General features: G+C 71.6%; 16 protein-coding genes. All 16 read left to right on the top strand.

Features of this window, described 5'->3' with window-relative positions; genetic code table 11:
* Positions 1-11: 11 nt before the first annotated feature.
* The 16 genes from dksA to Tther_RS01130 all read left to right on the top strand — a co-directional run bounded on the left by dksA (position 12) and on the right by Tther_RS01130 (position 18,736).
* The gene (gene dksA / locus Tther_RS01205) at positions 12-806 is read left to right on the top strand and encodes an RNA polymerase-binding protein DksA (RefSeq protein WP_425472787.1); all 795 of its coding nucleotides are present in this window, start codon (positions 12-14) and stop codon (positions 804-806) included.
* Between the two features lie 48 nt (positions 807-854).
* Positions 855-2,615 carry an STAS domain-containing protein gene (locus Tther_RS13610; protein ID WP_143900042.1) on the top strand — a complete coding sequence of 587 codons (1,761 nt, stop codon included), beginning with the start codon at positions 855-857 and terminating at the stop codon, positions 2,613-2,615.
* A 2-nt stretch (positions 2,616-2,617) separates the two neighbouring features.
* Complete coding sequence (hslV, locus tag Tther_RS01195; RefSeq protein WP_143900040.1) at positions 2,618-3,196, top strand: ATP-dependent protease subunit HslV; 579 nt, start codon at positions 2,618-2,620, stop codon at positions 3,194-3,196.
* Positions 3,193-4,512, top strand: a complete 1,320-nt coding sequence (hslU, locus tag Tther_RS01190; protein ID WP_185974964.1) for an ATP-dependent protease ATPase subunit HslU — start codon at positions 3,193-3,195, stop codon at positions 4,510-4,512. Before hslV ends, hslU begins: the two co-directional genes overlap by 4 nt.
* 242 nt (positions 4,513-4,754) lie before the next feature.
* Entirely contained in the window at positions 4,755-5,183 is a 429-nt protein-coding gene (gene mraZ, locus Tther_RS01185) for a division/cell wall cluster transcriptional repressor MraZ (protein ID WP_143900038.1), read from the top strand.
* Between the two features lie 10 nt (positions 5,184-5,193).
* On the top strand, positions 5,194-6,159 hold the full coding sequence (gene rsmH / locus Tther_RS01180; protein ID WP_143900036.1) for a 16S rRNA (cytosine(1402)-N(4))-methyltransferase RsmH: 966 nt from the start codon (positions 5,194-5,196) through the stop codon (positions 6,157-6,159).
* Positions 6,156-6,449 carry a cell division protein FtsL gene (gene ftsL, locus Tther_RS01175; protein WP_143900034.1) on the top strand — a complete coding sequence of 98 codons (294 nt, stop codon included), beginning with the start codon at positions 6,156-6,158 and terminating at the stop codon, positions 6,447-6,449. The genes rsmH and ftsL overlap by 4 nt, the downstream gene beginning before the upstream one ends.
* A complete protein-coding gene (locus tag Tther_RS01170) occupies positions 6,446-8,209 on the top strand; it encodes a peptidoglycan D,D-transpeptidase FtsI family protein (protein ID WP_143900032.1) in 1,764 nt (587 codons plus the stop codon). The genes ftsL and Tther_RS01170 overlap by 4 nt, the downstream gene beginning before the upstream one ends.
* Positions 8,206-9,768: a UDP-N-acetylmuramoyl-L-alanyl-D-glutamate--2,6-diaminopimelate ligase gene (locus Tther_RS01165; protein ID WP_143900030.1), complete on the top strand. Its 1,563-nt coding sequence runs from the start codon at positions 8,206-8,208 to the stop codon at positions 9,766-9,768. Before Tther_RS01170 ends, Tther_RS01165 begins: the two co-directional genes overlap by 4 nt.
* Positions 9,765-11,213: a UDP-N-acetylmuramoyl-tripeptide--D-alanyl-D-alanine ligase gene (locus tag Tther_RS01160; protein WP_425472786.1), complete on the top strand. Its 1,449-nt coding sequence runs from the start codon at positions 9,765-9,767 to the stop codon at positions 11,211-11,213. The genes Tther_RS01165 and Tther_RS01160 overlap by 4 nt, the downstream gene beginning before the upstream one ends.
* The gene (mraY, locus tag Tther_RS01155) at positions 11,203-12,381 is read left to right on the top strand and encodes a phospho-N-acetylmuramoyl-pentapeptide-transferase (protein WP_143900027.1); all 1,179 of its coding nucleotides are present in this window, start codon (positions 11,203-11,205) and stop codon (positions 12,379-12,381) included. The genes Tther_RS01160 and mraY overlap by 11 nt, the downstream gene beginning before the upstream one ends.
* On the top strand, positions 12,378-13,937 hold the full coding sequence (locus Tther_RS01150) for a Mur ligase family protein (RefSeq protein ID WP_143900025.1): 1,560 nt from the start codon (positions 12,378-12,380) through the stop codon (positions 13,935-13,937). Before mraY ends, Tther_RS01150 begins: the two co-directional genes overlap by 4 nt.
* Complete coding sequence (gene ftsW / locus Tther_RS01145; RefSeq protein WP_143900023.1) at positions 13,934-15,232, top strand: putative lipid II flippase FtsW; 1,299 nt, start codon at positions 13,934-13,936, stop codon at positions 15,230-15,232. Before Tther_RS01150 ends, ftsW begins: the two co-directional genes overlap by 4 nt.
* A complete protein-coding gene (gene murG, locus Tther_RS01140; protein WP_143900020.1) occupies positions 15,229-16,308 on the top strand; it encodes an undecaprenyldiphospho-muramoylpentapeptide beta-N-acetylglucosaminyltransferase in 1,080 nt (359 codons plus the stop codon). Before ftsW ends, murG begins: the two co-directional genes overlap by 4 nt.
* Positions 16,305-17,735 (top strand): UDP-N-acetylmuramate--L-alanine ligase, encoded by a 1,431-nt coding sequence (murC, locus tag Tther_RS01135; protein WP_143900018.1) that lies wholly within the window; start codon positions 16,305-16,307, stop codon positions 17,733-17,735. Before murG ends, murC begins: the two co-directional genes overlap by 4 nt.
* Positions 17,732-18,736 (top strand): D-alanine--D-alanine ligase, encoded by a 1,005-nt coding sequence (locus tag Tther_RS01130; protein WP_143900016.1) that lies wholly within the window; start codon positions 17,732-17,734, stop codon positions 18,734-18,736. Before murC ends, Tther_RS01130 begins: the two co-directional genes overlap by 4 nt.
* Position 18,737: the final 1 nt, after the last annotated feature.

The raw sequence follows: 18,737 nt of genomic DNA, 5'->3' as shown, positions 1-18,737 counted from the left end.
CATTCGAACGGGTGTGTGCCCGGCGGCAGGGAGGCCGCCCGGCGGCCGCCACCGCGCGGCAACACCCGAACCGACAGAGGAGATGCGCCGTGAAGAACCGTCCGACGTCGAGTGGGGACCCTGCCCCCGATGCCGGTTCCGCCCCGCCGTCCACCGGTGGGACGGCCGACGCGAAGGCGCGCGCGCCGCGCAAGCCTTCGGTGGCGGCCGCGCGCCGCGCCGAGAAGGCGGCCATGCACGCGCAGACCACCGAGGCCGTCGCGCCCACCCACGATCCGCGCGCGGCCAAGGCCAGCTATTCACCCGAACCCGTCATGACCACGATCGCCACGCCCGCTGCCGCTGCGCTGCGCAAAGACCCGGCCCGCGCCGACAACTGGAAAAAGCTGCCGCTGGAGCAGCTCACCGACGCCGACATCCTCGCCATGCCCGACGAGGAGTACATGAACGAGGTGCAGCTGGCCTACTTCCGCCGCAAGCTGCTGGCGCTCAAGCAGGACATCCTGGCCAACGCGGGTGAGACCACCGAACATTTGCGCGAGGACACGGTGGTCGTGCCCGATCCGGCCGATCGTGCCACGATCGAGGAGGAGCACGCGCTGGAGCTGCGCACGCGCGACCGCGAGCGCAAGCTGCTCAAGAAGATCGAGCAGTCGCTGGCACGCATCGACAGCGGCGAGTACGGCTACTGTGAGGAAACCGGCGAGCCCATCGGCGTCGGGCGCCTGCTGGCGCGACCCACCGCCAGCCTGTCCATCGAGGCGCAGCAGCGCCGCGAGCTCAAGCAAAAATTGTTTGGCGACTAAGCGGCCGGCGGGTTGACCGCCCTTGTCGCGCCGGCACGGCTGCGGACCATGAACACGCGCCCCGACGCCCCCACACCCAGCGGCTGGTGGGAGCGCGTCTGGCGCCGCCTGCACGCGCGCGCGCCCGGTGAGGATCGGGTCAGCGGCCTGGACGAGGAACGGCGTGCGCTCAAGGCGGCGATCCAGCGCAAGCGCCGCAACGACCGTGTGCGCCACCAGGAGCTCAACGAGCTGCGCGCGCTCATGCGCGCGGGACAGGCGGGCACGGCCACCGCACCCGATTCGCGCATCAGCGCAGGGGGCTGGGCCGCGGGCCGCAGCGGTTGGCGGCGCCCCGGCCAGGATCAGGCACGCACCATCGAGCAAATCGCGCGCATCGAGGCACAGATGGCGCAGCACTGGGTGCCGCGCGCGGCACCGGCGCAAGGGCTGCGCATCGGCGCGCCCGTGCCCGAGCGTGCCGGCCCCATTGTCAGCGGCCACCTGCAAGCGCCAGCGCCCGGCTTTGGCATGAGCATCGACGTCGTCGGCGTCGAGTCGGGTGCGCTGGCGGCCGAGCGCGAGGCGCTGCTGGGCCACCCCGTGTTGACCGAGGCCGCCGTGTCGTTTGCCAATGGCCGGCTGGAGGCAGCGCACCAGGCGTTGGAGGCGCTGCTGGCCCAGGAGGGGCGCACGCCGCTGGCGCACTGGGCGGGCCAGGTGCTGTTGGACTTGTTGTGGGCCGCCGGGGACGTGGAGGCGTTCGAGGACTGGGGGGCGGAATGGGCCGATCGGTTTCGGCTGCCCGTGCCGCGCTGGCCGGTGGTGTTGCCGCCGCCGGCCCCGGCGCCACTCGAGCCCGCACCCGCGTGGCGTGTGTGGCGTTGCCCGGCGCGTTTGGACACGGCGGCAGTGGCGGCGCTGGCGGCGCTGGCCGAGCCGCCCGAGGCGGCGGTGTGGCTGGACTGGTCGGACCTGCAAGCGGCCGATGCGGCAGCGGCCGAGTGGTTGGCCGCCCTGTGCGAGGGCTGGGCGCAGCAGCCGCGCACGCTGCGCTGGCGCGCCGCAGCCGTGTTGCGGCGGCGCCTCAAGGCCAGCACGCCCTCGGGTCGCGCGGAAAACCCCCGCGTGTGGTGGCGCCTGCGGCTGGCGGTGTTGCACCTGATGGGGCGGCGCGATGAATTCGACCTGGTGGCGCTGGACTACTGCGTCACCTACGGCGATCCGCCTCCTGATTGGCGCGCTCCGCTGGCGTGCGTCGAAACCGCCGAGGTGCTGCCGGCGCCCGGCGCTGCGCCCGACCCCGGGCCCGAGGACCATCCCACGCAGGATACAGCGCGCGCCGGGGGGGGCGCAGACGGTGACGCAGACGGGGACGCGGTGGATGCCTTTGCGGCCTGGCCTGCGGCCGCCACCGCCGTGGCGGCGGGTGAGTCGGATTTTCCGGCCGTCTCGACCCTGCTGGCGGACTGGGCGGCGTCGACCACGCCGGCGGCGGCGCCAGCCGTGCGGCTGGAGGGCGCGCTGCTGGGTGAGCCGGCGCAGGCGCTCGAAGCGCTGGAGGCGGCCCTGGCCGCCGCCGGGCCCGCGCCTGACGGTGGCACCGCCCGCACCGGCGCGGAGGGGGCGGGTGCCGCGCCGCTCGTCGTCGATGTGCGGCGGCTGCAGCGCGTGGACTTTGCCGCCGCCGGTGCGCTGCTGCAGTGGCTGCTGGGTGCGCGCGGGCGCGGCGTGCGGGTCGAGCTCGACGGCGTGGGGCCGCTGCTGGCGACCGTGTTTCACGTCGTCGGCATCGACGACGCGGCGACCCTGCGGCTGCGACAATACTGAGCATGGAACGAGAATCTGCTGCCGGTGCCGTCTTTCACGGCACCACCATCGTTTGCGTGCGCCGCGCCGACCCCGCCGACCCGGCACGCGTGCAGGTGGCCATGGGCGGTGACGGCCAGGTCACCCTGGGCCACATCGTGGTCAAGGCCAGCGCGCGCAAAATCCGCAAGCTGCACCGCGACCAGGTGCTGGCCGGTTTTGCCGGTGCCACGGCGGATGCCTTCACGCTGTTCGAGCGTTTCGAGGCCAAGCTGGAAAAGCACCAGGGCCACCTGATGCGCGCCGCGGTGGAGTTGACCAAGGACTGGCGCACCGACCGGGTGCTGCGCCGGCTCGAGGCCATGCTGGCCGTGGCCGACCGCAGCGCCAGCCTCATCATCACCGGCAACGGCGACGTGTTGGAGCCCGAGCATGGCATCGTGGCGATCGGCTCGGGCGGCGCCTACGCGCAGGCCGCCGCGCGCGCCTTGCTCGAGCACACCGCGCTGCCGGCCGAGGCCGTGGTGCGCGAGGCGCTGCGCATCGCCGGCGATTTGTGCATCTACACCAACCAGCACCACACCGTGGAGGTGCTCGCATGAGCGCGGCCATGACCCCGCAGGAGATCGTCTCCGAACTCGACGCCCACATCATCGGCCAACAGGCGGCCAAGCGCGCCGTGGCCATTGCGTTGCGCAACCGCTGGCGCCGCCAGCAGGTCGATGCCCGCTTGCGCCCCGAGATCACACCCAAGAACATCCTGATGATCGGCCCCACGGGCGTGGGCAAGACCGAGATCGCGCGCCGGCTGGCCCGGCTGGCCAATGCGCCCTTCATCAAGGTCGAGGCGACCAAGTTCACCGAGGTCGGCTACGTCGGCAAAGACGTGGACAGCATCATCCGCGACCTGGCCGACATCGCCGTCAAACAAACGCGCGAGGCGGCCATGGCGCGCGTGCGCACGCGCGCCGAGGACGTGGCGGAGGACCGCATCCTCGACGCCTTGCTGCCGCCGCCACGCGACGGCGATGTCGAGCGCGACGGGCACGCGCGCCAGGTGTTTCGCAAAAAGCTGCGCGAGGGGCAGCTCGACGACAAGGACATCGAGATCGAACTGGCCGCGCCGCAGCCGCAGCTGGAGGTCATGACCCCGGCGGGCATGGAGGAGATGGCCGAGCAGCTCAAAGGGCTGTTCGGGCAGCTCAACCTGGGGCGGCGCAAACTGCGCAAGCTGCGCATTGCCGAGGCGCGCCGCCTGCTGATCGAGGAGGAGGCGGCCAAGCTCGTCAACGAGGAGGAAATCCGCGCCGAGGCGATCCACAACCTGGAGCAAAACGGCATTGTCTTCATCGACGAGATCGACAAGGTGGCCACGCGCAGCGAGGTCGTGGGGGCCGACGTCTCGCGCCAGGGGGTGCAGCGCGATTTGCTGCCGCTGGTGGAGGGCACCACCGTCTCCACCAAGTACGGCCCGGTCAAGACCGACCACATTCTCTTCATCGCCAGCGGGGCGTTTCACCTAAGCAAACCCAGCGACCTGATCCCGGAGCTTCAGGGGCGCTTCCCGATCCGGGTGGAGCTGCAGCCGCTGTCGGTGCAGGACTTCGAGGCCATCCTGACCCAGACCCACGCCAGTCTGGTGCGCCAGTACCAGGCGCTGCTGGCCACCGAGGGGGTGACGTTGGTGTTCACCGACGACGGCATTCGCCGCATCGCCGCCATGGCCTGGGAGGTCAACGAGCGCACCGAAAACATCGGCGCGCGCCGCCTGGCCACGGTGATGGAGCGCTTGCTCGACGAGGTCAGCTTCGACGCGGCGCGGCTCAGCGGTCAGACCGTGACGGTCGATGCCGCCTACGTGGACGCGCGGCTGGGCGAACTGGCGCACAACGAGGACCTGTCGCGCTACATCCTGTAAGCGCCCGGGTGGGCGGCGCCGGGGCGCGCCGCACACTTCAAGCACCGCTTTTACGGTGCTTTTCAAGCACTTGATTTTTCGTGATTTTTGTAGGCCGATTTGCGTTGCAAATCGGCCTTAACTCTTTGATTTCACACGAAAAAACGGGCCAGTCCGCTTGTGGGGCGAGCGGTTTTGGTGCTAAAGTGGGAGCTAGTGCAAAAAAGTGGTGAAAAGTGGTTTTCGCTGTCCGGACCTGACCCGTGTTCCAAGGCGCCTCCTCCCTCAGTCTCGATGCCAAAGGCCGGCTCTCGGTGCCGACCCGGCATCGTGACGTGCTGAGCGCGACGGCGGGCGGGCAGCTCACCATCACCAAACACCCGCACGGCTGCCTGATGATCTTCCCGCGCCCGGAGTGGGAGGCGTTTCGGCAGCGCATCGCCCAGTTGCCCATGTCCGCCCAGTGGTGGAAGCGCATTTTTCTGGGCAACGCGCAAGACGTGGAGATGGACGCTCAGGGGCGCGTGCTCATCGCCCCCGAGCTGCGCGCCGCCGCCGGCATCACCAAGGAGGCGATGCTGCTGGGCATGGGCAACCACTTCGAGCTCTGGGACGCGGCGACCTACGCGGCCCAGGAGGCCGAGGCGATGCAGGGCGAGATGCCTGCGGTCTTCCAGGATTTTTCTTTCTGAGGACCGGACGGTGCAACGGACCCACAGCCATCGCACCGTCCTGTTGAACGAAGCGGTCGAAGCCCTTCAGATCCAACCGGACGGTCACTACATCGATGCCACGTTTGGGCGCGGCGGCCACAGCCGCGCGATCCTGGCGCGCCTGTCGCCGCGTGGGCGGCTCACCGTCTTCGACAAGGACCCCGAGGCCGTTGCGGTGGCGCGCGCGCTGGCCGCACAGGATGCGCGCGTGACGGTGCGCCACGAGGGCTTTGCGGCGCTGGCCGCGCTGCCGCCCGCCAGCGCCGACGGGCTGCTGCTGGACCTGGGGGTCAGCTCGCCGCAGCTGGACGATCCGGCGCGCGGCTTTTCCTTTCGCCACGATGGCCCGCTCGACATGCGCATGGACCCCACGCGCGGCCCGAGCGCGGCCGACTGGCTCGCCACGGCCACGGTGGCCGAAATGACGGAGGTGATTCGTGACTACGGCGAAGAGCGGTTTGCTGCATCGATTGCAAAGGCGATTGATCGTCGCCGACAGGAACGGGGGCCTGTTCGAACCACCGCCGAGCTGGCCGAAATCGTGGCTGGCGCGGTCAAAACCCGCGAGCCGGGCAAGGACCCTGCAACGCGCACATTTCAGGCTATTCGGATTTACATCAACGCCGAGCTTGAGGAGCTGCAACAAGCGCTGAACGCCGCGCTGGACGTGTTGCGTCCGGGCGGCCGGCTGGTGGTGATCAGCTTTCACTCGCTCGAAGACCGCATGGTCAAGCGGTTCATGGTGGGGTACGCGCGCCCGGTCGCCGACCGCCGCGCGCCCATGGTCGAGCCTCCGCCGGCGCTGCTGGCGCAGCTGTCGCGCACCATGCCCAGCGCGGACGAGGTGGCGGCCAACCCGCGCGCGCGCAGCGCCGTCATGCGCGCCGCCACGCGCACCGCCGCCCCCCGCACAGCGGCACTGGCGCCCGCGGCCACGCACCGGAGGTCGGCATGACGCGGCTCAACCTGGTGTTGCTGCTGGCGTTGTTGGCAAGCGCCTTTGCCCTGGTCACCGTGCGCTACGAGTCGCGGCGCCTGTACGTCGCCAACGAGCGCGCGCGCGCCCAGGCCACCCGGCTGGCCGCCGAGCACGAGCGGCTGGTGGCCGAGCAGCGCGCCCTGGCTGCGCCTTGGCGCGTGCAGCACATCGCGCAACGCCAGCTGCAGATGCGCGCCGCGCACCCGGCCATCACCGAGTACGTGGCGCTGTCGCCGACCGACGTCGGCGCGGGAGGCCGGCCATGAGCCGCAAGCCCGCAGCGCCCCCGGTGCCGGTGCGCAGCATCCCCTACGGCAGCAGTCCGCTGCTGACCAGCGCCACCCCGGTGTGGCGCAGCCGCTTCATCGTCGCCATGCTGGCGCTGGCCTTTGTCGGTCTGGCCGCGCGTGCGGCCTACGTGCAGGTGATCGGCAACGATTTCTTCCAGCGCCAGGGCGAGGTGCGCTACGCGCGCACCCTCGAGCTGCCCGCCAGCCGCGGCCGCATCCTGGACCGCAACGGCATGATCCTGGCCACCAGCGTGGTGGCGCAAAGCGTTTGGGCCGACCCCGAGGACGTGGACCGCCACGACCCCCGGCTGCGCGAGGCCGCCCGGCTGCTGGGCCTGCCGCTGGCCGAGCTGCAGCGCCGCCTGGACGTGGGCGAGCGCAACTTCGTGTGGATCAAGCGCCAGGTGGACGAGCCGGTGGCGCGCCAGGTGCAGGCGCTGGGCATCAAGGGCCTGTACCTGCGCAAGGAATACAAACGCCAGTACCCCCAGGGCGAGGCGGTGGCCCACGTGGTGGGCTTTACCAATGTCGAGGACCGCGGACAGGAGGGTGTCGAGCTCGCGTTCGAGCGCGCACTCAGCGGCCGGCCGGGCTCGCGCCGCGTCATCAAAGACCGCTTGGGCCGCATCGTCGAGGACGTGCGCGACATCGTGCCGCCGGTCGATGGCCAGGACTTGCAGCTGTCCATCGACGGCAAAATCCAATTTTTTGCCTACCAGCGCCTGAAAGAGGCGGTGCAGCAGCACCGCGCGCGCGGTGGCAGCGCGGTGGTGCTGGATGCGCACACCGGCGAAGTGTTGGCGCTGGCCAACTACCCCAGCTACGACCCCAACGATCGCCGCAGCCTGACCGGCGAGCAGCTGCGCAACCGCGCGCTGACCGACAGCTTCGAGCCGGGTTCGACCATGAAGCCCTTCATCGCCGCGCTGGCGCTGGACAAGGGCCTGGTGACGCCCGAGACACCGATCCAGACCGCCCCCGGGCGCCTGCAGATGGGGGGCTTCACCATCTCGGACGTGCACCCCTATGGCGTGCTGACCGTCAACGAGGTGATCCAGAAGTCGAGCAACGTCGGCACCGTCAAGATGGCCATGCAGATGCAGCCGCGCGACATGTGGGAGACCTACACGCGCGCGGGCTTTGGCCACAAGCCGGATGTGCCCTTCCCCGGCGCCACCAGCGGGCGGCTGCGGGCCTACAAAACCTGGCGCCCGATCGAGCAGGCGACCATGAGCTACGGCTACGGTCTGTCGGTGTCGCTGCTGCAGCTGGCGCAGGCCTATACCGTCTTTGCGCGCGACGGCGAGCGCATCCCGGTGACGCTGCTGCGCGTCGACCAACCCGCCGCTGGTGTGCGGGTGTTCAGCGAGCGCCACGCGCGCGCCGTGCGGCACATGCTGCAACTGGCGGCCGGACCGGGCGGCACCGCGCAGCTGGCGCAAACCGTGGGCTACTCGGTCGGCGGCAAGACCGGCACCGCGCGCAAGCAGGAGGGCCGCGGTTACGCCGCCAAGTACCGCAGTTTTTTCGTTGGGCTGGCGCCGGTGGACCAGCCGCGCGTGGTCATCGCGGTGATGGTGGACGAGCCCAGCAACGGCGTGATCTACGGCGGCGCGGTGGCCGCGCCGGTGTTTTCCGACGTGGCGCAGCAGACGCTGCGCCTGCTGGGGGTGCAGCCGGACATGCGGGTGCAGCCGCAAATCGTCGCCGACGCGATCCCGGAGGAGCCGGTATGAGGGTGCCCAGCGTCGATCGGCTGGAAGACCTGCTGGTGTGGCTGCGGGCGCGCGGCGCCACCGGTTTGTGTGCCGACAGCCGCCAGGTGCGCACGGGCGACGCCTTCGTGGCCTGGCCGGGCGCGGCAGTGGATGCGCGCCGCTTCGTGGGGGCGGCGTTGGGGGCCGGGGCGGTGGCCGCCGTGGTCGAGGCCGAAGGTCTCGAGGCTTGGTTGGCGGCGCACCCGGCATCGACCTGGGCCGACGCCGCCATGGAGCCGGTGCGCGTGATGGCCTACCCGGGCTTGCGGGCCGCGGCGGGGCCGCTGGCCAGCGCGTTCTGGGGCGCGCCCAGCCAAGCGCTGGATCTGATCGCCGTGACCGGCACCAACGGCAAGACCTCGACCGCCTGGTGGACCGCCCAGGGGCTGCAGGCCGCAGGGGTGCCCGCGGGCCTGATCGGCACGCTTGGCATCGGCCGCCCCGGGGCGGCGCTCGTGTCCACCGGCCTGACCACGCCCGATCCCATCACGCTGCAGCGTGCGCTGCGCCGCTTGGCCGACGAGGGCGCGCGCGCCGTGGTGCTGGAGGCGTCCTCGATCGGCATCGAAGAGGGCCGCCTGGACGGTGCGCGGGTCCACACCGCGATCTTCACCAACCTGACGCAGGACCACCTGGACTACCACGGCACCATGGAGGCCTACTGGGCCGCCAAGCGCCGCCTGTTCGACTGGCCCGGCCTGCGCACCGCAGTGGTTGGCGTCGATGGGCCCCACGGGCAGGCATTGGCGGCGGCGCTGGCCGCGCGTCCGGCCGACGGTGGCCTCGACCTCTGGACCTATGCCACCACCCCGGCGCCACCGCACGCCCGCCTGCGCCTGCAGGCGCGCGAGTGGCTGCCGCATGGGGCACGCTTCACGGTGGCCGAAGGGGCGGTCCACACGACCTTCGAGCTGCCGGTCGTGGGCGACTACAACCTGGCCAATCTGCTGGCGGTGATGGCCGTGCTGCGCAGCCGCGGCCTGTCGTGGTCGGCGGTGGCGCACGCGTGCCAAGGGTTGACGCCCGTGCCTGGCCGCATGCAGGCGGCCTGGACGGCGGCCGATGGCCCGGCCGACGGCTTGCCGTTGGTGCTGGTGGACTATGCCCATACCCCGGATGCCGTCGCACAAGCGCTGCAAGCCCTGCGTCCGCTGGCCGCGCGGCGCGGCGGGCGGCTGTGGTGCGTGCTGGGTTGCGGCGGCGACCGCGACCCCGGCAAGCGCCCGCTCATGGCCGCCGCTGCCGAGCAGGGGGCCGACCGCGTGGTGCTGACCAGCGACAACCCGCGCAGCGAGGACCCGCGGCACATCCTGGCGCAGATGCAAGCCGGTTTGCGCGACCCGGCCGCCGCGTGGGTGGAGCCGGACCGCGCGCAGGCCATCGCGCGCGCCATTGCCGCCGCGCAGGCGTGCGACATCGTGCTGTTGGCCGGCAAGGGCCACGAAGACTATCAGGAGATCGCGGGCGTGCGCCGGCCGTTTTCCGATCTCGAACAGGCGCGCGCGGCCCTGCGCCGGCGCAGCGGGGAGACCGCATGAACACCGTGTCCGCGCTGCCGGATGACACCCCGATGCACGGGTTGGGCGCGCTGCTGGCGGCACTGCCGCACGCGCGCACCGTGGGCGACCCGCACACGCTGGCGCCACGGCGCGTGCACACCGACACGCGCACCCTGCAGCCGGGCGACCTGTTCGTTGCGCTGCGCGGCGAGCGTTTTGACGCCCACGCCTTTTTGCCCCAGGCCGCGGCGCAGGGGGCGGTGGGGGCCGTGGCCGAGCGCGATCTGGCGGCGGCCGGCCTGTGCGGTGTGGAAGTGCCCGACAGCCGCGCCGCCTTGGGCGCGCTGGCCGCGGCCTGGCGCGCGCGCTGGCCGGGCACGCTCATCGCGGTCACCGGCAGCAACGGCAAAACCACCGTGACGCAGATGACGGCGGCCATCCTGCGCGCCGCCGCGGGTGCCGCCGCGCTGGCCACCCAAGGCAACCTCAACAACGACATCGGCGTGCCGCTGACGGTGCTGCGCCTGCGCCCGACGCACCGCCTGGCCGTGGTCGAACTCGGCATGAACCACCCGGGCGAGATCGCGCAACTGGCGGCGATCGCGCAGCCCACGGTGGCCCTGGTCAACAACGCCCAGCGCGAGCACCAGGAGTTCATGGCCAGCGTCGAGGCGGTGGCGCGCGAAAACGGCGCCGTGCTGAGCGCACTGCCCGCGCACGGCGTGGCCGTGTTCCCGGCGGACGACGCGTTTACCCCGCTGTGGCGTGATCTGGCGGGCGCGCGCGCCACGCTGACCTTTGGCGGCGCCGGGGCCGACGTGCAGGGCACGGCCGCATGGGACGCCGGTGCCTGGGCGCTGCGCGTGACCACGCCGCACGGTCCCTTCGAGACCCGGCTGCGCATCGCCGGGCGCCACCACGTGCGCAACGCGCTTGCCGCCACCGCCTGCGCCCTGGCCGCGGGCGTGCCTCGCGACGCGATCGCCGCCGGCTTGACCGCGTTCGAGCCGGTGCCCGGGCGCTGCCGCACCCAGGCACTGCGGCTCGACGGGGCGCTGTGGACCGTGGTGGACGACAGCTACAACGCCAACCCCGACTCGGTGCGCGCCGCCATCGACATGCTGGCCGAGCTGCCCGCGCCGCGCTGGCTGGTGCTGGGCGATATGGGCGAGGTCGGCGCGCAGGCGCTGGCGTTTCACGACGAGGTGCTGCGGCACGCACTGGCGCGCGGCATCGACCGCCTCTGGCTGGCGGGCGATTGGATGGGGCGCGCCGCGGCCGCGCTGGCGGCGCCGGCGGCGCGGGTGCGGCATTTCGACACCGTGGACGCGTTGCTGGCGGCGCTGCCGGGCGCGCTGCGTGCGGGCGGCGGCAGTCTGCTGGTCAAGGGTTCGCGCTTCATGCGCATGGAGCGGGTCGTCGCCGCCTGCGAGGCCCTGGCCGGCGCCACAACACACGAGGAGGGACCCACGCATGCTGCCTAGTCTGGCGCAGTGGCTGCAGGGCGTCTGGCCCGAGCTGGGGTTTCTGCGCGTCTTCCAATACCTGACCTTTCGCGCCGTGATGGCGGCCATGACCGCGCTGCTGGTGGGCATCGCGGCGGGGCCGTGGTTCATCCAGCGGCTCACCGCGCTCAAGATCGGCCAGCCGGTGCGCGCCTACGGTGTGCAGACGCACCTGAGCAAAAGCGGCACACCGACCATGGGCGGGGTGCTGATCTTGTTTGCGATCACGGTGGCCACGCTGTTGTGGTTCGAGTGGGCCAACCGCTTCGTCTGGGTGGTGCTGGCGGTCACGTGGGCCATGGGGGCGATCGGCTGGGTGGACGACTGGCGCAAGGTGGTGCGCAAGGACCCCGAGGGCATGCGCTCGCGCGAGAAGTACGCCTGGCAGTCCCTCATCGGGCTGGCCGCGGCGTTTTACCTGGTGTTTGCGATTTCCGAGGGCTCCAACGCACGCGTGTGGGCGCTGTTTACCGCGTGGATCGCCTCGGGCTTCACGATCGATTTGCCGCAGCAAGCGGGCTTGATGGTGCCGTTTTTCAAGGAGATCAGCTACCCGCTGGGCGTGGCCGGCTTCGTGCTGCTGACCTACCTCGTCATCGTGGGCGCGAGCAACGCGGTCAACCTGACCGATGGCCTCGATGGGCTGGCCATCATGCCGGTGGTCATGGTGGGGTCGGCGCTGGGCATCTTTGCGTATGTCACGGGCAACGCGGTGTTTGCGCGCTATTTGCTGCTGCCCTACATCCCGGGCACCGGCGAGCTGCTGATTTTTTGCGCGGCCATGGCGGGCGCGGGGCTGGCGTTCCTGTGGTTCAACGCCTACCCGGCGCAGGTGTTCATGGGCGACGTCGGCGCGCTGGCGCTCGGTGGGGCGCTGGGCACCATCGCCGTCATCGTGCGGCAGGAAATCGTGTTGGCGATCATGGGCGGCATCTTCGTCGCCGAGGCGCTGTCCGTGATGGCGCAGGTGACCTGGTTCAAATACACCAAACGCCGCTACGGCGAGGGGCGGCGGCTGCTCAAGATGGCGCCGCTGCACCACCACTTCGAAAAATCCGGTTGGCGCGAGACGCAGGTCGTCGTGCGCTTTTGGATCATCACCATGCTGTTGTGCCTGATTGGCCTGTCCACCCTCAAACTGCGATGAGCACCGAGCGCTGGACCCACGACTGCTTGCCGACCCTGCGCGGGCGCGAGGCGCTGGTGCTGGGCCTGGGCGCCTCGGGCTTGGCGATGGCGCGCTGGTTGCACGCGGCCGGGGCGCGCGTCACCGTCGCCGACACGCGCGCTGCGCCGCCGCAGGCCGCCGCGCTGCAGGCGGCGGCGCCCGGCAGCACGCTGTGGGCCGGGGTGGCGTTGGATGCTGCGCTGTTCGCGCGCGGTCCGTGGGCGCTGGTGGCGCGCAGCCCCGGCATCGCGCCGGCGCAGTGGGCGGGGGTGGCGCAGGCGGCTGCGGCCGTGGGCGTGCCGGTGCTGGGCGAGTTGGGCTTGTTTGCCGCCGCGCTGCGGGCGCTGGCCGAGACGCGTGGCTACCAGCCGGCGGTGTTGGCCATCACCGGGACCAATGGCAAGACCACCACCACCGCCCTGACCGGCCATGTGCTGCGCGCTGCCGGTTGGGACGTGGCGGTGGCGGGCAATATCGGCCCGACGCTGCTCGACACGCTGGCCGAACGGCTGGCGGCCGACGCCCTGCCGCGCGCCTGGGTGCTGGAGCTCTCGAGCTTCCAGCTCGACGGGGTGGAAGGGTTCGAGCCGACCGCGGCCACCGTGCTCAACGTCACCCAGGACCACCTCGACTGGCACGGGACGATGGCCGCGTACGCGGCGGCCAAGGCGCGCATCTTTGGCACCCAGGGGCTGATGGTGCTCAACCGCGACGATCCCACCGTGGCCGCCTGGCGGCCGCCCGAGCCGACCGAGCCGTCGGGGCGCGGCGCGCGCAGCCGGGTGGCGCCGGTGCGGCCCTGGACCAGCTTTGGCGCTGGGCTGCCGACGCGGCCGGGCGAATGGGGACTGGAGACGCTCAACGGCATCACCTGGCTGGTGCGCGCGCTGCCGGACGACGACGCGGGCGGGCGCCGCGCGCGCGCCGCAGAGGCCGAGCTGCACCTGCAACGCCTGATGCCGGCCGAGGCGCTGCGCATCCAGGGCCGCCACAACGCCACCAACGCGCTGGCGGCACTGGCGCTGGCCACCGCCGCCGGTGCCCCGCTGGCCCCCCTGCTGCACGCGCTGCGGGACTACCGGGGCGAGCCGCACCGGGTGGAATCGGTGGCCATCGTCGCGGATGTCGAGTACATCGACGACAGCAAGGGCACCAACGTGGGCGCGACGCTGGCCGCGATCGAGGGGTTGGGCGCCCAGCGCCGGCTGGTGGTCATCCTGGGCGGCGACGGCAAGGGGCAGGACTTCGGTCCGCTGGCCGGGCCGGTGGCGCGGCACGCGCGCGCGGTGGCGCTCATCGGCCGCGATGCGGACGCGATCGCGGCGGCGCTGGCCGGCACCGGCGTGCCGTGCGAGCGTTTTGCCGACCTCCCCACGGCGGTGCGCTGGTGTGCGCGCCAGGCCCAGCCTGGGGACGCCGTCGTGCTCTCGCCCGCGTGCGCGAGCCTGGACATGTTTCGCGACTATGCGCACCGCGCGCAGGTGTTCGTGGACACCGTGCGCGCGCTGCAGCACGAGGAGGGCACCCCCGCATGAGCGCCCAAGCTCCGCGCACCCCCCGCTGGCGCCAGCGGCTGGCCGCGCTTGGCTCGTGGTGGCCCGGGCAGCGCGCGGCGCTGGCCGAGGGCGCCGGTGCCGAGCTGCCCGTGCGCCTGATGCCGCGCGACTGGGCGCGACCGCGTGCGCCGGCGGTGCGGGCCAACGGCATCGACCAGCCACTGCTGTGGGTGGTGGTCGCACTGCTCGCGTGGGGCCTGGTGATGGTGTATTCGGCCTCGATCGCGCTGCCCGACAACCCGCGCTTTGCCAGCTACAGCCCCTACCACTTCGTGCTGCGGCACGCGCTGGCGCTGGTCATCGGTGCCGTTGCCGGGGTGATCGCCTTTCAAGTTCCCATGGAGCGCTGGCAGGCATGGTCCACCCCGCTGTTTTTGCTCGCCATCGCGCTGCTGGTGGTCGTGCTGGTGCCCTTCATCGGCAAAGGGGTCAACGGGGCGCGGCGCTGGATTCCGCTGGGGATCATGAATTTCCAGCCCTCGGAACTGGCCAAGTTGGCCGTGCTGCTCTATGCCGCGGGCTACATGGTGCGGCGCATGGAGGTCAAGGAAAAGTTTTTCCGCGCCGTCTGGCCGATGGCGCTGGCGGTCGGGCTGGTGGGCGTGCTGCTGCTGGCCGAGCCCGACATGGGCGCCTTCATGGTGATTGCCGTCATCGCCATGGGCATTTTGTTCCTGGGCGGGGTCAACGCGCGCATGTTCTTTTTGATCGCGCTGGTGGTGGCGGCGGCCTTTGCGATGGTGGTGCTGACCAACGAGTGGCGGCGCGAGCGCATCTTCGCCTACCTCGACCCGTGGAGCGAGCAGCACGCGCTGGGCAAGGGCTATCAGCTCACCCATGCGCTGATCGCGCTCGGGCGCGGCGAGTGGTGGGGCGTGGGGCTGGGCGCCAGCGTCGAAAAGCTGCACTGGTTGCCCGAGGCGCACACCGACTTTTTGCTTGCCGTCATCGGCGAGGAGTTTGGCTTTGCGGGCGTGCTGACGCTGATCGCGCTGTTCATGTGGTTGACGCGGCGCATCATGCAAATCGGCCGCCAGGCGGTGGCGCTGGACCAGGTGTTTGCCGGCCTGGCGGCGCAGGGCGTGGGGCTGTGGATCGGCTTTCAGGCCTTCATCAACATCGGCGTCAACCTGGGGGCGCTGCCGACCAAGGGCTTGACGCTGCCGTTCATGAGCTACGGCGGATCGGCCATTTTGATGAACCTGGTGGCGATCGCGCTGGTGCTGCGCGTGGACTGGGAAAACAAAGCGCTGATGCACGGAGGTCGCGCATGACACAGCCCTGCGCACTCGTGATGGCCGGTGGCACGGGCGGGCACATCTTCCCGGGCCTGGCGGTGGCCGAGGCGCTGCGCGCCGAGGGCTGGCGCGTGCACTGGCTGGGCGCACCCGGCGGCATGGAGGCGCGTCTGGTGCCGCCGCGCGGCTTTGCGTTCGAGGCGGTGGATTTTGGCGGTGTGCGCGGCAAGGGCTGGGCCACGCTGGTGCTGTTGCCACTGCGCCTGCTGCGCGCGTTCTGGCAGGCTTGGCGCGTGGTGCGCCGTGTGCGCCCTGACGTGGTGGTGGGCCTGGGGGGCTACATCACCTTTCCCGGCGGCATGATGGGCGTGCTGGCGGGCCGCCCGCTCGTGCTGCACGAACAAAATTCGGTGGCGGGCCTGGCCAACCGGGTGCTGGCGCAGGTGGCCGACCGGGTGTTTTGCGCCTTCCCGCACGCCTTGCCCAAGGGCGAGTGGATCGGCAACCCGCTGCGCGCGCCGTTTTTGCAGCAGCTGCCGCCGTCGCAGCGCCTGGCCGGGCGCTACGGGCCGCTGCGCCTGTTGGTGGTCGGGGGCAGCCTGGGCGCGCAGGCGCTCAACGAGACGGTGCCGCAGGCCTTGGCGCTGCTGCCGCCCGCGCAGCGGCCCCAGGTGCGGCACCAAAGCGGCGAGCGCCACCTGCAGGCGCTGCGCGACGCCTATGCGCGCGCCGGCGTGGCCGCCGACTGTGTGGCGTTCATCGACGACACGGCACAGGCCTTTGCCGAGGCGGACGTGATCATCGCCCGCGCCGGCGCCAGCACCGTGACCGAAATCGCCGCGGTGGGCGCCGCGGCGCTGTTCGTGCCGTTTCCGCACGCGGTGGACGACCACCAGACCACCAACGCCCGCTTTTTGGTCGATGCCGGGGCGGCCTGGCTGCGCGCGCAGGCCGAGCTGACCCCCGAGTGGCTGGCCGATTGGCTGCGCGGCCTCACGCGCGAGGCGCTGCGCCAGCGCGCCGAGCGTGCCTACGCGCAGCGCAAGACCGACGCCGTCGACGCCATGGTGCGCGCCTGCGTGGCGCTGGCCGCGCAGAAAGACAAGCGATGAAACACGCGATTCGACACATTCACTTCGTGGGCATCGGTGGCGCTGGCATGAGCGGCATCGCCGAGGTGCTGCTCACGCTGGGCTACACCATCTCCGGCTCCGATCTGGCCGACAGCGCCACCACCCGCCGCCTGCGCCAGCTCGGTGCCCGGGTGCACCTGGGCCACGACGCGGCGCACATCGAGGGGGCGGACTGCGTGGTCGTCTCCACCGCGGTGCAGGCCGACAACCCCGAGGTGCAGGCGGCTCGCGCGCGTCATCTGCCCGTGGTGCCGCGCGCGGTCATGCTGGCCGAGCTGATGCGCATGAAAAAAGGCATCGCGATCGCCGGCACGCACGGCAAGACCACCACCACCAGCCTGGTGGCCAGCGTGCTGGCCGCCGCCGGCCTGGACCCGACCTTCGTCATCGGCGGGCGCCTCAACAGCGCGGGGGCGCATGCGCGGCTGGGCCAGGGCGAGTACATCGTGGTCGAGGCCGATGAGTCGGACGCGTCGTTTCTCAACCTGCTGCCGGTCATGGCGGTGGTGACCAACATCGACGCCGACCACATGGACACCTACGGCCACGACTTTGCGCGCCTGCAGCAGGCCTTCGTGGACTTTTTGCACCGCATGCCGTTTTACGGGGCGGCCGTGCTGTGCATCGATGATCCGCACGTGCGCGCGTTGCTGCCGGCCATCCAACGCCCCATCACCCCGTACGGCTTGGGCGAGGATGCGCAGGTGCGCGCGGTGGACGTGCGCCCGGTGGGGGCGCAAATGCACTTTCGCGTGCAGCGCCGCAACGGCGTGGCCTTGCCCGATCTCGACGTGGTGCTCAACCTGCCCGGTGAGCACAACGTGCGCAATGCGCTGGCCGCCATCGCCGTGGCGGTGGAGCTGGGGGTGCCCGATGGCGCGGTGCTGCAGGCGCTGGCGGACTTCAAAGGGGTGGGGCGGCGCTTTCAGCGCTATGGCGAGGTGGCGCTGCCCTCCGGCGGCCACGCCACCGTCATCGACGACTATGGCCACCACCCGGCCGAGCTGGCCGCCACCATGGCCGCGGCGCGCGGTGCCTTCCCGGGACGGCGCCTGGTGGTGGCGTTCCAGCCGCACCGCTACACCCGCACGCGCGACTGCTTCGAGGACTTTGTGCAGGTGCTGGGGCAGGCCGACGCGGTCGTGCTGACCGAGGTCTATGCCGCCGGCGAAGCCCCGATCGTCGCCGCCGACGGGCGCAGCCTGGCGCGCGCACTGCGCGTGGCGGGGCGGGTGGAGCCGGTGTTCGTGCCCGATGTGGCCGAGCTGCCCGCGGCCATCGTGCAAGTGGCGCGCGACGGCGACGTGGTGCTGTGCATGGGGGCGGGCTCCATCGGCGCGGTGGCGGGGCAGGTGGTGGCGCTGGCCGCAGCGGCGGCCACCACCGTGGGGGAGGGCGTGGCATGACCGGGGTCCAGACCGTCGCCCCTGCCACCGTGGACCCGCGGACGCTGGGCAAGGTGGCGGTGTTGATGGGCGGCCACTCGGCCGAGCGCGAGGTGTCGCTGATGTCCGGCGCCGGGGTGCTGGCGGCCTTGCGCCGCGCCGGCGTCGATGCCCACGCGTTCGACCCGGCCGAGCGCCCGTTGTGGGAGCTGGCGCACGCGCGCTTCGAGCGGGTGTTCATTGCGCTGCACGGCCGCTTTGGCGAGGACGGCACGGTGCAAGGGGCGCTGGAGCTCATGGGCATCCCCTACACCGGCTCGGGCGTGCTGGCCTCCAGTGTGGCCATGGACAAGGTGATGACCAAGCGTATCTGGCGCGCCGAGGGGTTGCCCACGCCCGACTGGCGCCAAGTCGCCAGCGTGGCCGACACCGAGGCCGCCTTCGACGCGCTGGGGGCGCCGATGATCGTCAAACCGTCGCGCGAGGGCTCCACCATCGGCCTGACCAAGGTGGTGCGGCGCGAGCAGTGCACCGACGCCTACCGGTTGGCGGCGCGCCACGACCCGGAGGTGCTGTGCGAGCAGTTCATCGCCGGCGACGAGGTGACCTGCCCGGTGCTGGGCACGGGGCCCGCGGCGCAGGCGCTGCCGGTGATCCGCATCGTCGCGCCCGATGGCAACTACGACTACCAGAACAAATACTTCAGCGACGAGACGCGCTACATCGTCCCCTGCGACCTTCCCGCCGGCGAGGAGGCGGCGATTCAGGCCCTGGTGCTGGCGGCGTACCGCACGCTGGGCTGCCGCGGCTGGGCGCGCGCCGACGTGATGATCGACCGCGCAACACGCCGGCCCTATCTGCTCGAGATCAACACCGCGCCGGGCATGACCGGACATTCGCTGGTGCCGATGTCGGCCCGTGTGGCGGGCTTGGACTACGACGCCCTGTGCCTGCGCCTGCTCGCCGAGGCGGCGCTGGACAACCCGTTGCCGGTGCCCGCGCACGCAGGGGGGAGGACCTGAC

Source organism: Tepidimonas thermarum, assembly GCF_007556705.1.
GTDB lineage: Bacteria > Pseudomonadota > Gammaproteobacteria > Burkholderiales > Burkholderiaceae_C > Tepidimonas > Tepidimonas thermarum.
Note: the sequence above shows the minus strand (reverse complement) of the source record. Positions and strands in the feature narration are given on the sequence as shown.

Bases quoted from the DNA above. Each gene is read 5' to 3' on its own strand.
- hslV (WP_143900040.1), top strand. From the start codon at position 2,618: ATGGAACGAGAATCTGCTGCCGGTGCCGTCTTTCACGGCACCACCATC.
- Tther_RS01170 (WP_143900032.1), top strand. From the start codon at position 6,446: ATGAGCCGCAAGCCCGCAGCGCCCCCGGTGCCGGTGCGCAGCATCCCC.
- Tther_RS01150 (WP_143900025.1), top strand. From the start codon at position 12,378: ATGAGCACCGAGCGCTGGACCCACGACTGCTTGCCGACCCTGCGCGGG.
- murG (WP_143900020.1), top strand. From the start codon at position 15,229: ATGACACAGCCCTGCGCACTCGTGATGGCCGGTGGCACGGGCGGGCAC.
- Tther_RS13610 (WP_143900042.1), top strand. From the start codon at position 855: ATGAACACGCGCCCCGACGCCCCCACACCCAGCGGCTGGTGGGAGCGC.
- hslU (WP_185974964.1), top strand. From the start codon at position 3,193: ATGAGCGCGGCCATGACCCCGCAGGAGATCGTCTCCGAACTCGACGCC.
- Tther_RS01130 (WP_143900016.1), top strand. From the start codon at position 17,732: ATGACCGGGGTCCAGACCGTCGCCCCTGCCACCGTGGACCCGCGGACG.
- murC (WP_143900018.1), top strand. From the start codon at position 16,305: ATGAAACACGCGATTCGACACATTCACTTCGTGGGCATCGGTGGCGCT.
- mraY (WP_143900027.1), top strand. From the start codon at position 11,203: ATGCTGCCTAGTCTGGCGCAGTGGCTGCAGGGCGTCTGGCCCGAGCTG.
- Tther_RS01160 (WP_425472786.1), top strand. From the start codon at position 9,765: ATGAACACCGTGTCCGCGCTGCCGGATGACACCCCGATGCACGGGTTG.
- Tther_RS01165 (WP_143900030.1), top strand. From the start codon at position 8,206: ATGAGGGTGCCCAGCGTCGATCGGCTGGAAGACCTGCTGGTGTGGCTG.
- ftsL (WP_143900034.1), top strand. From the start codon at position 6,156: ATGACGCGGCTCAACCTGGTGTTGCTGCTGGCGTTGTTGGCAAGCGCC.
- ftsW (WP_143900023.1), top strand. From the start codon at position 13,934: ATGAGCGCCCAAGCTCCGCGCACCCCCCGCTGGCGCCAGCGGCTGGCC.